Source organism: Kriegella aquimaris (genome assembly GCF_900103215.1).
In the GTDB taxonomy this organism is placed as follows: domain Bacteria; phylum Bacteroidota; class Bacteroidia; order Flavobacteriales; family Flavobacteriaceae; genus Kriegella; species Kriegella aquimaris.
Window position 1 is genome coordinate 21464 of the sequence record NZ_FNGV01000006.1, and the last position, 15229, is coordinate 36692.

The following is a 15229-nucleotide window of genomic DNA, read 5'->3' on the forward strand; positions in this document are numbered from 1 at the left end:
CTATTCTTATTCTCTTAAATATTCCAAAGCGATCCAATCGGTTTGAGCAATATTCTGTTTCGGATTATCCGCGTTTTTGAAGACAATAAAAATATCTCCCTTTTCGGATTGTGGTTTTACCGCAATATCATAATGTCTTGTCGTTTCCTTTCCAAAGTATTTCAGCTTTGTCTGTCCGATTAGCGGTCCGTCAACTGCACCTTCCCGAATTTCCAAGGTACCTGCAAAATGATAGTCCGTATTATAAAAAGTAGCAAAAAGGATGTTGTTGAGGTTCTTTAGATTTAGGTTGTTAAATCTTAAAAATGAATTGTCTGTTACCGGGCCTACAACACGGGAATAATTGGTGCTCCAGTCCCCTAATCCTTCGCTTTTTGCATCGGCATTTTCAGCTTCTATTTTGTTTATCCTAAAAATTAACTGTTCGTTGGCCACTAGTTCAGAATCGGGTTGTCCTGCTTTTCCTTTGTCGCGATAAGAAGCCATCAACACATAAACTCCATCGGCATCTTTAGCATTTAGATGCTTATTGAAATTAAGCGTACCAGTTAATGGCAAAGCTTTTGATGGTGCTTCTTTTTTTGGTTTTAAAGAAAGAATATACGAAACAATTTTACTCACCTCTTCAATCTTGAGCTGCGGGTGGGCCGACATAGGGCTCTCGCCCCATACTCCGGCACCTCCTTTGATGATTTTTGAAATAAGATAGGCTCGGTCATCTTCGTTGTATTTTTTCGCAACTTCGATATAACTGGGCCCATTTACTTTTTCATCGATGGCATGACAGGCTTTGCAGTCGGTTCCGTCGATTATCTTTTTTCCCTCCGGAGTTGTATTTTTCTGATGGCCTATAGTCGCTTTTACTAAATCTTTGCCCTCCTCTATATAATCAAAGGTCACCTTGACGTCATCAGGAGAAATACTGCCATCGACGGTGGTGCCATCTTGTTGGTCGGTAACGATTACCTTATAGTCCACCTTTTTATTATCCCAGTAAATACTATCGTTGGGCTGTATCTGAATGCTAAGTAATGGTGAGTCATTACCGACCCTAATTTCTGTATTGGCCGTTGCAAAATTCCCTTTACTATCGATTACTTTTAACCGTACGTTTTGAATGCCATCTTCCGAAAATGTGTAGGAAGGCTCTTTTTCTGTCGATTGAACTGTGTCATCGGTAAATGACCATTCGTAGGTAAGTTGGTCTTTGTCATAGTCTAAAGACTTATCAGCCGAAAATTTTACGGTCAATGGAGCGCCACCAACGGTTTTGTCTACTTCGATTTGTGCTACGGGATTTCGGTTGCCGCTGATGTAAGATATCGAACTCAATCGCGCATCGAGGTTTTGGGTATTCCATTTTTGACCATATTCCAAAATATAGAATTTTCCATCGGATCCGAAAATCATGTCCATAGGATGTGAAAACTCGGTGTTGGGCATAAAAGCATCCGCCTTTACATAATTATGGTTTTCATCTAAGGTTATTACGTAAATCCAATCACGGATCCACTCATAAAGAAATAATTTATCTTCGAAATATTCAGGAAACTGTTCTTTGGCATTGGGCTGGTCGGAAGCATGAAAAACTGGTCCGGCCATCGGGTTGATTCCGCCATCGCCCATCCAAGGAAATTCTTCGGATCGATAGTAGGTCATCGGAATCATCGATTTCTGTGCTGGAGGCAATTTTTGTATTCCTGTATTGTTCGGTGAGTTATTGATCAGGTTTTCGGGATCAAATTTTGGCCCTGATTTTTCAGCGGCAAAGTCATAATCGTTATAAGGTTCATTGTATCCCCTTGTGTAAGGCCAACCCCAGTAACCGGCCTTTCGGGCCTGGTCGTATTCGCCCATACCACTGGGACCTCTATCAGGGTCTGCTTTACCCGCATCTGGACCCACATCGCCCCAGTAAAGGTAGCCCGTTTTGCTATCTATGGAAGGTCTGAAGGGGTTGCGATTGCCCATAACATAAATTTCCGGTCTTGTTTTAGGGGTGCCAACGGGGAAAAGATTTCCTTCGGGAATGGAGTAGGTGCCGTCATCCTCGGGTTTTATACGAAGAATTTTTCCCCTTAGGTCGTTGCTGTTGGCCGCCGATTTCTGGGCATCCCAAAGTGCCCTGCCTTCACGTTCGTCGATAGGGGCGAAACCTGAAGATTCAAACGGATTGGTATTGTCGCCCAGCCCAATAAATAAGTTGCCGTTTGGACCAAATTCCAGTGCGCCACCACTATGACAACATTTTCGTAGGGTTGGTACTTCAAGTAGAATTTTTTCAGACTCGAAAACCAATTTCTTATCGATAAGATCAAAACGCGAAATACGTTGTTTTGATTCTTCACCCGCTACCGAATAGAATAAATAGATCCAATTGTTCTTTTGGTAATTGGGATCTACGGCCAGGCCTAAAAGACCGTCTTCATTACCATAAAAGAGGTCCATTTGTGCTAAAACCTCTGTCTTTTCAGCTTTGAAATCATATAATTTTAAAGCTCCTCGTCGTTCTATAAACAAAATACCTTGTCCTGGAAGTTCATCCAACTCCATAGGTTCATTGAGATTGAAATCAAGTACTTTTTTTACAAAGCGGTCTTCTGGAGGAACACGATCAGTTTTTGCCAATTCGTAATTCAGTGTATTTTCTCCCATGGCATATCGTAAACCACCAAGAAGATGGTTTAAAAATGTAGCATTCTCGTAGGTCTCGTCAGTATGGCCAAGTTCAGTGTAAAAGGCTCTTCCGCCATCAAAATCATGGTACCAAGAAATAGGATGATGTTCACCATTCTTACCGCCTTCATAACTGCTTTCGTCAACTTCCATTAAAACATTGATATCAGGATTGATACTTTTGAAATTGTACCATTCATCTGTTTTTTTCCAAGTCTTTTCCAAAGACTGTGTCGATGGATGGTTATTGTCGATGACCTTCAATGTTGCCTCCTGTATTTTGGGATGACTATCGAAATAGGCGCCTACCAATTTGTTGTACCACGGCCAATCGTATTCGGTGTCGGTTGCCGCATGTATGCCTACAAAACCACCTCCGGCTTGTATATAGCGTTCCAAGTCGGCTTGTTGTACATCATTTAAGATGTTACCTGTGGTATTTAAAAATATGACGGACGCATACTGCTTTAATGAATCTTCTACAATATACTCGGCATCTTCGGTAGCGACAACTTCAAAGTCGTTCGCTACTCCTAGCTTTTTTAATTCTGCTATCCCCGGTTCAATCGAAGCGTGTCTAAAACCTTCCGTTTTACTGAATACAAGTACTTTCTCTTTTTTAGTGCTGCAAGATAGCGCCAAGCTAAAAAGAAAGGAAACCAAGAGATATTTCGCAATAAAGGCCGCCTTTAAGGGCGACCTTTTGTATTTATAAGGGTTATTATTTGGTTGGTTATTCATAATTAATTTTGTTTTTCAAGATTTTTGATTCTTATATTTCGGAACCATAGTTCGGCACCGTGGCCCAAGAAACCGATATGCCCTTTATTTCGCTGTAGCCCAGGATGTTCTTTGTGGTCTGCTGGTCCGTTTTTGGCAGCTTCTTTCATGTTGCCTTCTAGGATGACCGTGCCGTTCAAGGTTACCTTTACATCATCGCCCTTGACAACAACTTCTTGGGTGTTCCATTCACCAACAGGTTTTAGAAAACCTCTTTTGGCAGGAATGATTCCATAGACCGATCCATGATATTGGTAGGGTTTCAGGTTGGCATAAATGTCGGCAGTATTATCAAGAATTTGCAATTCTTTGCCCTCATAGGCGGCATCGCCTCCTAATGGTGCATGTATGCCAAGGCCATTATTCGCTCCCGGGGTCAACTTGAACTCGAACCGGAATATAAAATCTGAAAATTCTTCGGCCGTAAATAAGTTGCCGTGACCTCCTTGTGAGGGGCGAACGGCTATCTCGCCATTTTCGATTAGATAATCGGTTTTGTTACCGATCCAATAATCTAAATGTTCACCGCTGAACAAGGCCTTAAAACCTTCCTTTTGCTCTGATTCGGTCAATGAAGTTCCTTCGGGGGAGATTTCCCGCACATAGACATTTCTAAAGCCCAGGTCCTCACCGTGCGCTTGTAGCTCGATGGCCTCCTTCGGAAAAATAGATAGATTCCGGTCCCAATAATTCTCTAGAACAACATTATCGGTAACCAAAACGCCATTAAGGTGAACTGTAACCCGGTCGCCCACCATTTTAATATGAAAGGTGTTCCATTCATCGACTGGATTATCGGCTACCGTTAGTGGTTTGCTCTCGTGTTTTTGGTTGTTATAAAGTCCACCACTACCGACTTCGGCCCCTGAATCAACGCGTGCAATATCCCAAATTTGAACTTGTGGGGTACCTCTAAGATAAATACCGCTGTCACCGCCTTTGGTTATTTTCCAATCGACCAACATCTCAAAATCGCCATAATCTTTAACGGTGCAAATGTTATTGTATCCATCCCCTTTAAAACCGATGACACCGTCTTTAATGAACCAATCACGCATCATTTGTTCGTTGGCCGCTTTTTGAGCCTTGGCTAATTTGCTTTTTGACATTTTGCCTCTGGCAATCGGATTCTCGACAAGTCCTTCCCATCCGGAAAAGTCAGTGCCATTAAATATCGAAACAAATCCTTTTTCCTTGGGCATTTTATCTAAAAACTCCTTGACATCGATTTTGATATATTGGCTATCTTGACCGGTAAGGTTATTGACACTTCTAGAAACAATGTCGCGAACGACCTCACCACTTAGGCCATTATTGACCCCTGGAGTAGGCAAAGCAATACGGATAGCGGCATTTGATGCCGTAGTTATCAATTCGCTATCGTTCAAGAACTCGGACACAAAAATCAAGCTTAAAAATGTCTTGGTTCTCGATGCGGATTGAATTATTAGTTTCTTTTCGGATATAGATTGCGCAAATAGCATCAATTTTCGAACCAATAGTAATTTTTGTTCGTCAGGGTAATGCGATTTTGAAACTTTTGCCAAGTACCTTGTAAAAGCCTTTTCACGCTCTGCACTATTGGTGGCGCTTTTTGCAGCATCGAACAAGAGCGGAATTGCTGCATTATTTTTCCACAGGGCCAACGCATCGGCTGCAGCTAACTTTTCCGCTTCATTACCAGACTTCAACTGTTGCGATACGAGTTCAAGTGCGTTGTCAGAACTTAATGCCGCCAGTACCGGAGCCAATTTTGATTTGTCGGAAGCTTGATCGTAGGCTTGATAAATTTGACTTCCTTGGGCGCCTTTCGTTGCCTCTAGTACACTGATAATGGCTTTTTGAATGTTGCCGATATTCGTTTCGTCCGTTGCGGTGGAAAGCATCTTCGTAAGATCCACAATATTGTTCGGGCCTGAGATGGAAGGTAGCGCGGCATAAACCGACCGTTTTATATCTTCATTGCCATTGTCGGCCAATTCGGTAATGGTATTGTATTGCGATGTTGCATTTCGAGCGGCCAATACATCTACCAATACGACCTTTCCTTGCGTATTAGTCTTATCTAGATTGTCAGCCAACGTTTGATTGTCTTCAGCACTGACAATTTTTAATAAACTTTGTTCCAGAGCAGTAAATTCTTCTGGTGAAGTAGCGGTATTTAAAGCTTGCAGTAAAACTGGAAACGCCTTGTCTTTTTCTTGATAGGCAAGGGCCTTAATTCCCGCTATGCGAACTTCTTTGTTTTTATCTGTTACGGCCTCTAAAACGCCCTTTTCAAAAACGGAAGCTTCGTTGCGATCTTCGAGCATTCCGATTAATAAGGCTTTGGTTTCTGGAGAAGCTTTTTTATAATACTTTATCCATTTTTCAACTTCTTCGGAAGACAAGTTTTCAGATGCGGCATCTAGAACTGAAGCAACGTATTTTTTGTCTGATTTTTTTGCCTCTTTAAGCAAGGTCTTATTAAACGAACTGCCTTCATTGGCCCGTAAAATATGTACTGCAGTAGATCTGAAATGCAATTGATCTTCAGCGCTGCAATTTTTTAGCATTAATCTGGCCACTTGTGAACTAAGGGCCTTATTACCTGTTTTGGCCAATTGATTGGCATAATGCGATAATGCGGATATCGACTTCGAGGCGTCTAATCTGTAGTTCGATGCCGCCGCTGCTTTTGTCAATGTTTCAAATGAATCGGGGCTGGCAATTTGAGCCAAGGCCATGAGCGCTTTTGCTTTTACTACGTTATTGCTATTTGAAGCATTCTCTTTTAATGCTCCTTCGGAAGGGGCATATTTTAATGCGCCAAGGGCATCGATAAATTCAGGAAGTTCTTTGCCGCTTGCATTTTTTGTACCATTAAAAATTGCTTTGGCAGCTTCAGATGTACCAATGTTGGTCAATGTGGCGATGGCAGGCTTATATAGTTGTTCATCGCTCAAATAATTACTAAGCGGAGTAACGCTGGCATTGCTTCCACAATGCATCAACCGTCGTATCAAAAATGTTTTTACTTCTTTATCCGAAGCTTTTTCAAGCGCTTTGAGCAAAGCTTCTTCTACGACACCACCCGTAATGGTCGGTGTTTTTCCACCGCTATAGATGGCAACACTTTCGATGGCGTATCTTGCCGGGGTATCATTTCCACTTCCTAAAGGAACGAGTTTGTCGGAAAACTGAAGAATGCCCTCAGTTCCCAGACCGATGATTTCCTCCATCAACCTATCGGAATGTTTTAGGTCATTGGTTGGCAATTGGGCCAAAATATCGGCAACCTTGGTTTCCAAGGTTCTGTTGATTTGACCTGTGAGTATGTTAGAAGTACACAGTAATAAAAAAAGTGCACTAATTCTTATGATTGTTTTTTTCATTTTCAAATAATCGGTTGTTGAACTTCTTTTTACTAATAGGCCCATGAAGAACGCATTGGTTGATCGATTAATCTATTCGCTTCCTCATCATTGATGAACTCTTGTTTTTCGGGGTCGAATTCCAAGGTTCTCCCCAGTCGCAATGCGATGATTCCCATGTTTACTACCGTTGCGGATCGATGCCCGTTTTCTTCGTTCAGTGCGAATTTTTGACGTGTTTTTACCGATTCTGAAAAAACGGTTATTTGCTCTTCTGGATCGGGGAGGCTGTCGATCAATCCTTCTATATTCGGAATGGTCGATTTGAATCCGTTAAAGATTTTGCCGTCGGGTCCTTCAATGTAGGCGGCATTTTTATCCTTGTTTTCACCATCAAGAATTATTTGACATCCATCGGCATAAGTGTAGGTAATTCGTCTCCAAGTACCAATAGCATCGTAATGCTGTTGCGGGGCATCGACTTCTACTTTTACGGGGCTATCATTGTCTTTTCCCAAAAAGTATTGTACGGGGTCGATATAGTGTTGGCCCATATCGCCTAGTCCACCACCGTCATAATCCCAATAACCTCGAAAGGTAGAATGCACACGGTGCGGGTTGTATGGTTTTTCGGGAGCTGGCCCTAGCCACATATTATAATCCAATTCCGAAGGAACAGGTTGCGGACTAAGGTTTTCTTTTCCTACCCAGTAAAATTTCCAGTTAAAACCGGTAATTCCACTAATAGTCACTTTTAGCGGCCAGCCCAAAGCTCCACTTTCAACAACCTTTTTTAGTTTTTTTACTGGGGTTCCCATGCCGTAGAAATTATCCTTAAAACGGAACCATGTATTCAAGCGAAACATTTTGCCATGTAAATTCATGGCTTCGACCACTTTTTTGCCTTCTCCAATGGTTCTGGTCATCGGCTTTTCACACCAAACGTCCTTACCTGCTTCTGCAGCCATTATTGACATGAGACCGTGCCAATGGGGCGGGGTGGCGATATGTATAATATCAATATCTGGCCTGGCGAGCACATCTCGAAAATCTCGGTATCCTTTTACACTACTTCCAACCTTTTCCAAAGTACTCGATAGGTGATTGGCGTCGGCATCACATATGGCCAATAATTTTGTGCCTTCATATTCTAAATGGCCCTGTCCCATACCCCCAACACCAATTACTGCTTTGGTCAATTGGTCACTGGGCGGGATAAAGTTGACACCTCCCATTACATGTCTAGGGATTATACTTATTCCTGCAGCTGCCACGATAGACTTTTTTACAAAGTCTCTACGGCCCGTCGATTTTTTATTCATAATAACTGTGTTCTTAGATCCTCAATTTTTTTTGGCAATATAGGTATTGAATAGTCTATTTCAAATTGAAAAATGGCCGACTAAAATATAGCCGGCCATTTTTAAAACTAAACTAACTCAAAACAAACTAACTAAAATTATATGTTTCATTTTCTGCGAGAGCGGGGTGTAAAGTGATTCTTGCTCCATTGCGGGTAAAATGAATCTTATTTTTCATCATTGAAACTAGCTAGGCATCATCAAACTCTAACAATACCATTTTATTACATTTCGAAATTAGGTCTATTTTGTACTATTTTCTACTATATTTTAAGCAAAATATGATACTATTTTTGCATTAAATCTATTTTATATGATTTTGGGATGAATTTGGTAGTAGCCTAAGCTAAAATTGCTCCAAAAAATTAGGTTTAAATAAGTCGGCCTTGAGACAATTTAAAGGAACAGTTTAGTTTATCAACGACTTATCACTGCTGTTTGAATTTTAATCCAAAGTGTGGATAGCGGCTTTGAAACTTTGTGTCAACCATAAAGACAAAGAAGAAGGCGATAAAAAAATGGTCGGTTACTCTGTGTAGCCGACCATCTTATAAAGAGTGAATCTTGTTTTTAGTTTCCTCCGCTACCAATAGTGGGGTTGTTCAAATCCCACCATAACCGTTGTGAATTCAATGCATCAGGACTTTCGTCTCTTGGGCTGGTAAACCCTTGGTCTGCATTGGCCTGTAGCCATTTTGCAACATTCAAGTCGCCAGGCTCTGGAGGTGGAATTCTCCTTGGGAACGGAATCTCAGGTGTATCGATAGGAGACCTTGCCAACAATGAAGATCCGTATTTAGGATATCCCGTACGCATGGAGAGAATCCATCCTTCATCCGGTAAGCGATAAAAATTAAGAAATTGTTGAATGTATACCTTCTCAAGGTCATCAACACCATTGAACTGAATAACGGGGTTAGACAAATAATCTGTCATTTCCGTTTCACTTATAGCTTGATAAGGGTATTCTTTATTAGCAACCCGCAATATCAGATCTTGTTTTTCACCTAACATATTATAAGTTTGCAATGATGATGCAATACCTTTGGAATACCAGTCCGCGGCGTCCCCGGTCGCATACCCTTTAAGTATGAATTCCGACATCATAAAACATACCTCTGCATAAGACAACATGACATCTACATAGTTGCCTTCAGCTTGTGGCAGACCACCATAGGTGTATCCACAATTTTGAAGTAACCTTCTATTATATTTTGACAACATTGTGGCATTGTTACCAACGGTATTCGGCTGGTCTTGATACAAATAATAATCAGGAATGCCAATGTTCGGATCATTTCGGAAAGTAGGCAGACCGATATAACGGTATCCTAAAATATCTTCCCCGTCATCGGTAGTGTACAATACAGCAGTATCATTGTCAATGTCTATTGCAGGTGAAATAGTAGCTGGGTCTTCAAAAGCATCAATGGTTTCTTGGGAATAGCCATTGGGTTCATAAAAGATACGAATTCTAGGGTCGGCCGTGGTCTTCATGAATTCTACCATGGGTTCTGCCGCCCACATAACGCCTTTCCATTCAAAATCAGCTCCCGCAGAACCTCGATAGGTGCCCCCTAAGTCGATGGTCAATTGATCATCGTTACTTTCAAATAATCGACCATCTGAGGTTACACCAGCAATTATTTCACGGGCTTTGGTTTCATTTTGGGTAAAAAGGCGTGTGGCAATTCTCAGTTTAACGGCGTTGGCCAATTTTATCCATTTGGCAACATCGCCTTGATAGGCTAAATCGCTTGAGGAAAAGTCAAAACTGCTCTCCACTTTCTCATCCATTTTCTGGATTGCATTGTTTAGTTCTACGACCAATTGATCCAAGATAGCCTCTTGTTTGTCGTAATTGGGGTCTAAAATTCCTTCCCTTCTGCCGTCGGAAGCTTGTGAATAAGGGACATCACCAAATTGATCCGTAACTCTAAGGGCAAAAAAGGCTTGTAAAATTTCTGATGCTCCGACTAATTTCTGGTAAAACTTCTGCTCTTCTTCAGGAAGACTGGCTATCTGAACCCGCATTTCGTTCAGGTGATTCATGATAGTAACGTAAAACGTTCCGTACTTACTGCCGGGTAAAATAGTGTTTATGTCACTATCGTTGGCTTTGCCCTGCACTAAATATTGGGCCCAAGTCATTTTTTGATGGTTCTCATGATACCATTCGCCACCACCTTTATAGGTGACCATTTCTTTTTGGGCGTAGGTAAAAAGTGTCTCCGGGGGAGGAACACCTATATCTGGATCGGTATTCAAAGCAGCAAAATCTTCGTCGCAAGAGACGAGAAGTATGAAGCTTATTGCTAGGTATATAACTTTTTTCATGTTATTTTTTTTGTAATTAGAAGTTGAGTTTTATGGCAAAGGACACGGACCTTACATAGGGTGAAGACTTTTGCTGTAACGGATTTGCCGCAGCGTTACTACTTAATGTCGGATTGATATTATCGGGTAACGAATTGTACAAGAATCCTAAATCTCTTCCCGTTAGGGATAAAGAAGCGCTTCTGATCAATAGTTTATCGAGTATTTCGGAGGGAACGTCATAGGTTAGGGTTACCTCGCGCAAACCTACCCAACTGGAAGTGTAAACACCGGTTATCGGGGTTCCCGTACTTGCAGATGTCCATCGGTACACATAACCTGACCAATGTGTTGGTTCGACCAGACCTTGGTCGTAGGCTTGTTGATAGGTCATTCCCCCTACCTCTACTGATGATCTATTGTCCGCTGGCCCGGAAGTGACCGTAGCTCCGTCTGGGAAAACACCATTGGGGATATATCCATCTTCGTATGTTTTTCCAAAGAAATTCTGTCCCTGCCCTTCACTTGTCCATGTGATGCCACCTTGGGAAGCATCCCTATTGGGTAAAGAACTATTAAGAACCCCTTGGTGCAAGCCGTACCGTGCATCTGCTGAATAGATTTCTCCTCCAAATTTGGCATCCACTATAGCGCTTAGACGCAATCTCTTATAGCGGAAGGAAGTATTCATACCACCATACCAGTCAGCCTGCATATTCCCCATGACATATAGGGAATCTTTATTTTGAATGCCAATAGGGTATGCCACAGACCAACCATTTCTGTTGGCCAATACCGGAATATCATGATTTTGTGTGTTTTCGCCATCGTAATAATCGTATCCCCTACGTGTTACCAGGTCGCCATAAGCGCCGCCTACATACGCATATGAAGCCGTTGCAGAGTTCGAATCGTCAGGGTTTCCGAAAAGCTGGAACTCGTTGATGCCCGGTGCCAATTCAATAATTTTGTCGCGGTTGCGGGTGTAGTTTCCTCCAATATCCCAGCCAAAATCTTCACCATCGACAACTACTAGATTAAGCGATGCTTCGATACCTTCATTTTGAAGATTACCGGCGTTGATCAATTGGCTTGAAATTCCTGATTCGGAGGGCACCTGTAAAGGTAATATCTGATTTTTGGTATTGTCTTTATAGTATGCCACATCAAGATTGATTCTGTTGTTCGCAAACCGTAAATCAATTCCTGTTTCGAATGAATACTTTTTCTCAGGTTTTAAGTCAAGGGGGACAGCGGTGCTATTTTCAAATTTAAATGCGTTGATATCGGGGTTCGCATTGAAATTGTCGGCAACAAACCCTGTAGAAAGGCGGTAAGGATCGGTGTCGTTGCCCACAATGGCATAAGAACCCCTTAATTTGGCAAAGGAAATAAACTCGGGCAAAGCAAAGGTCTCACTGGCGACCCAAGCTAAACTTGCCGAAGGATAAAAATACGAGTTGTTGCCAGTACCGTCAGGATAGACCAACGCGGAAGACCAGTCATTTCTTGCCGTAAGACTCAAGTATAAATCTCGCTTATAGCTGGTGTTGAAAAAGGCGTATGCCGAGTTGATTTTTTTTCGAGGCCCAATTCCGCCATCACCATTAATGGGGTTTTTAGAGTTTTCAAGGGCAAAGAAATTCCTGATTTTGAAACCACCGGAAGTGCTCCCATATTGACTCTGTTCTTTAGACGTCCAAAGTTCTCCGCCCAACAATAAATCCATTCGGAAGTCGTCATTAAGCTGTTTGTCAAAGAACAACTTGGCCGAAAAGCTATGTTGAAAGCGTTCGCCGTTGGCAAAATAGTAACCTCCGTTCAATCGATCTCTGTTGTCAGCGTATGTTTTGTCTTCTTGATTGTAGGTGTATTGATTTACGTTGCCTTCAAGGGTAGCCGTAATATTATTGGTAATAGTATAGTTTAATTTTATATTCGATATAAACGAACCTTCGGTGCGTACGTTTTCGTCTTTTAGGGCGTGTGACCATATACGGCTCATTCGGGTGTAATTGTAGTTGTCACCAAAGGGATGTGGTACACCGCCATCTACGTCAAGATAGTTATTTCGCCATTTGTTGACATCATAGTTTCTTGGAAAACCATCATGAAACCAATGTGAAAGTCCACCCGGATTCAATGGATTTTTTGCTTTTGACCTTGTGTAGTGCATTGCCGCGCTAATCGTTAGTTTGTCCTCGATTAAATCTTGCGACCCTTTAAAACTAATCGAGTTTTTGTCAAAATCGTTACCCAATTCAACCCCTGATTCTGAAAAGTTCGAATAGGAGAGTCGAAAGGTGCTCGTTTCACTACCCCCATCGATGGAAACATTGGTATTTCTAAGAAAGCCAGTGTTAAAATAATCTTGGTAGTTATTGGGTTGTGCTACCCAACGCGCCCGAGAACCATCATAGTCTATAATTTCTTGACCATTGAATCGTGGTCCCCAACTCGCCGCATGTTCTTCATATGAATCAAAAGCCATTGATGGAAGCCCCGTATCAAGGTCGTACGTGAAGAATTGACTAGTATCGTGGGAGTCATCACGGGTTCTCGTATTGGGGCCGTTGGTTACAAAACTAAAACCACCAGCTGTCAAACCCGAACCGTATTGGTTTTGAAAATCGGGTGAGTCATATACCGTTCGTATACCCACTGTTTGATTAACGCTAACACCAAGACCTTTTCGTTTTGACCCCGATTTTGTAGTGACTATGACGACACCGTTCAGTGCACGGGATCCGTACAATGCCGCTGCTGCCGCTCCCTTTAAAATAGAGAAGGTTTCGAAATCGTCCGGATTCAGGTTCTTTAGCTGGTTGCCCCAATCGGCACCTTGGTCCCCGCTAATGTCATTGTCTAAAATAACACCATCTACCACAAATATGGGTTGTGTGTTTTGATCAAAAGTAGAGTTGCCACGTACAGTGATTCGGGTGCCCCCAAATGTACCTCCGGCGGTAGTGCTGATTTGTACTCCGGCAGTTTTTCCTTGGAGTGAATTGACCGGATTGACCTGTACCGTTTTGGCAATTTCGTCACCTTGTATTTCCGATACGGCGTAACCCAAGGCTCTTTCTTCGCGTTTGATACCCAAAGCGGTAACGACAACTTCGTCTAGGGCGGCTGCATCTTCTTGCATGCTAACGTCTATGGTAGAATTAGCACCTACGGTAACACTTTGACTTTTCATGCCTAAATAGGAGAATAAAAGAATGTCGCCTGTGGTAGCGCTAATGGTATAATTGCCGTCAAAATCGGTTTGCGTTCCTGTTGTACTTCCTTGTACTACAATGTTGACACCGGGTAGCGGTACCCCCTGTGCATCGATAACGGTTCCCGTTACTGTGTTCTGTAAATCCTCTTTAACGAGGCTCGATTTCATATTGACGTTGTTTGTCATAGGTGTGCCCGCATGGGTATAAAGCATACTTAATGAAACAAGCGCCAAGAACAAAATAGACCCGAGCTTTGGGTTCTCTTTGTGGGTATTCATATAAGAATACCGTGGTTTTTTACTTTTTTTCATGTTTTTGAGTGAGTTTTAGTGATTTTAAGCGGATGTAAATAGCCTTTAAAGCATCATGCAAAAAAGGAATTCGTTGTTGTGGTGAAATGGTTTTTGATTTTAATGTTTTTCCATAGAGCGAAGGTTTAGGTTGAACTGGACTTTAAAAAACAAATTCGCATGGTTTATGGGGCCCATGCTATTATATAGCATCGAAATTAGTTTTATTTTTTACAAAATGTTCACATTTTTTGAATAAATACTGATATTTTTTTTGCTATTATTTAAGTTATTTCACCTCTTTTGAAGATAGTGTACTGAAAAATTACATAAATTGCTCTTTATTTGATATTCTATGAAGCTTCATCTACTTAATAGGGCCAGTTCAAAAGACAGTTCTTTCTCGGTTGCCTATAATCGCTACCCGAACTTTCTTAAAATTTGGCATCATCATCCTGAATTGGAGCTGGTCGTAATTCAAAAAAGTACGGGTACTCGCTTTATAGGTGACAGCATAGAAAAGTTTGGCGAAGGTGAGGTGATATTGATAGGGGCCCATCTGCCACATATGTGGCTTAATGATGAAATCTATTTCGATCCAGATTCGCACTTAATAGCAGAAGCCTTGGGAATTCACTTTAGACGTGATTTCTTAGGAGGGCAATTTTTTGATACCCCAGAAATGCAGTCGATTTCGAAGCTTATCGAGCGGGCCCGACAAGGTATTAAGTTTATAGATGTTGACCCCGACTTGATTAGAAGCATTGAAGACCTTGCTAATGTGGAAGGTTTTGAGAAAACGATGCAGTTCCTCAATACTTTGTTTCTCTTGGCCAAGCATAAGAACTTTAGGTTGTTGGCTAGTACAGGTTATGTAAACACCTTTAATCGTACCGATGGTAAAAATTTGGATGTAATTTATGCTTACATATTCAAAAATTTTAAGAATCCAATTCACTCAAAAGATGTCGCTGGAGTAGCCCATATGAATGCTTCGGCATTTAGCAGGTTCTTTAAGCGGGTTCATCGTAAGACTTTTACAAAATATCTCAACGAGATTAGGGTGGGGTATGCTTGTAAATTATTAATGGAACAAAAAAGTAACGTTTCTTTGGTTTGCTATGAATCTGGGTTTAACAATATTTCAAATTTTAATAGACAGTTCAAATCGATCATGCATATGTCGCCCACGGAATATATTCGACTCCATGCACAATGATGGAAATATA

At 41.6% G+C, this 15229-nt stretch carries 6 protein-coding genes; 1 reads left to right on the top strand and 5 read right to left on the bottom strand.

Annotation, left to right across the window (positions count from 1 at the left end):
- Positions 1–6 precede the first annotated feature (6 nt).
- The 5 genes from BLS33_RS13165 to BLS33_RS13185 form a co-directional block, all read right to left on the bottom strand.
- Positions 7–3417, bottom strand: a complete 3411-nt coding sequence (locus BLS33_RS13165) for a ThuA domain-containing protein (protein ID WP_089889866.1) — start codon at positions 3415–3417, stop codon at positions 7–9.
- 2 nt (positions 3418–3419) lie between these two features.
- Positions 3420–6830 carry a 3-keto-alpha-glucoside-1,2-lyase-like domain-containing protein gene (locus BLS33_RS13170; RefSeq protein WP_176801385.1) on the bottom strand — a complete coding sequence of 1137 codons (3411 nt, stop codon included), beginning with the start codon at positions 6828–6830 and terminating at the stop codon, positions 3420–3422.
- Positions 6831–6862: 32 nt separating this feature from the next.
- Positions 6863–8131: a Gfo/Idh/MocA family oxidoreductase gene (locus BLS33_RS13175; protein ID WP_089889871.1), complete on the bottom strand. Its 1269-nt coding sequence runs from the start codon at positions 8129–8131 to the stop codon at positions 6863–6865.
- 609 nt (positions 8132–8740) lie between these two features.
- Positions 8741–10507: a SusD/RagB family nutrient-binding outer membrane lipoprotein gene (locus BLS33_RS13180; protein WP_089889876.1), complete on the bottom strand. Its 1767-nt coding sequence runs from the start codon at positions 10505–10507 to the stop codon at positions 8741–8743.
- Between the two features lie 16 nt (positions 10508–10523).
- The gene (locus BLS33_RS13185) at positions 10524–14021 is read right to left on the bottom strand and encodes a SusC/RagA family TonB-linked outer membrane protein (protein WP_089889879.1); all 3498 of its coding nucleotides are present in this window, start codon (positions 14019–14021) and stop codon (positions 10524–10526) included.
- A 334-nt stretch (positions 14022–14355) separates the two neighbouring features.
- Here BLS33_RS13185 and BLS33_RS13190 point away from each other — a divergent pair, with 334 nt between their 5' ends.
- Positions 14356–15219: an AraC family transcriptional regulator gene (locus BLS33_RS13190; protein ID WP_089889882.1), complete on the top strand. Its 864-nt coding sequence runs from the start codon at positions 14356–14358 to the stop codon at positions 15217–15219.
- The last annotated feature ends 10 nt before the right edge of the window (positions 15220–15229 follow it).

Excerpts from the sequence above, each read along its gene's own strand:
- BLS33_RS13165 (WP_089889866.1), bottom strand. The coding sequence starts at position 3,417 with ATGAATAACCAACCAAATAATAACCCTTATAAATACAAAAGGTCGCCC.
- BLS33_RS13170 (WP_176801385.1), bottom strand. The coding sequence starts at position 6,830 with ATGAAAAAAACAATCATAAGAATTAGTGCACTTTTTTTATTACTGTGT.
- BLS33_RS13175 (WP_089889871.1), bottom strand. The coding sequence starts at position 8,131 with ATGAATAAAAAATCGACGGGCCGTAGAGACTTTGTAAAAAAGTCTATC.
- BLS33_RS13180 (WP_089889876.1), bottom strand. The coding sequence starts at position 10,507 with ATGAAAAAAGTTATATACCTAGCAATAAGCTTCATACTTCTCGTCTCT.
- BLS33_RS13185 (WP_089889879.1), bottom strand. The coding sequence starts at position 14,021 with ATGAAAAAAAGTAAAAAACCACGGTATTCTTATATGAATACCCACAAA.
- BLS33_RS13190 (WP_089889882.1), top strand. The coding sequence starts at position 14,356 with ATGAAGCTTCATCTACTTAATAGGGCCAGTTCAAAAGACAGTTCTTTC.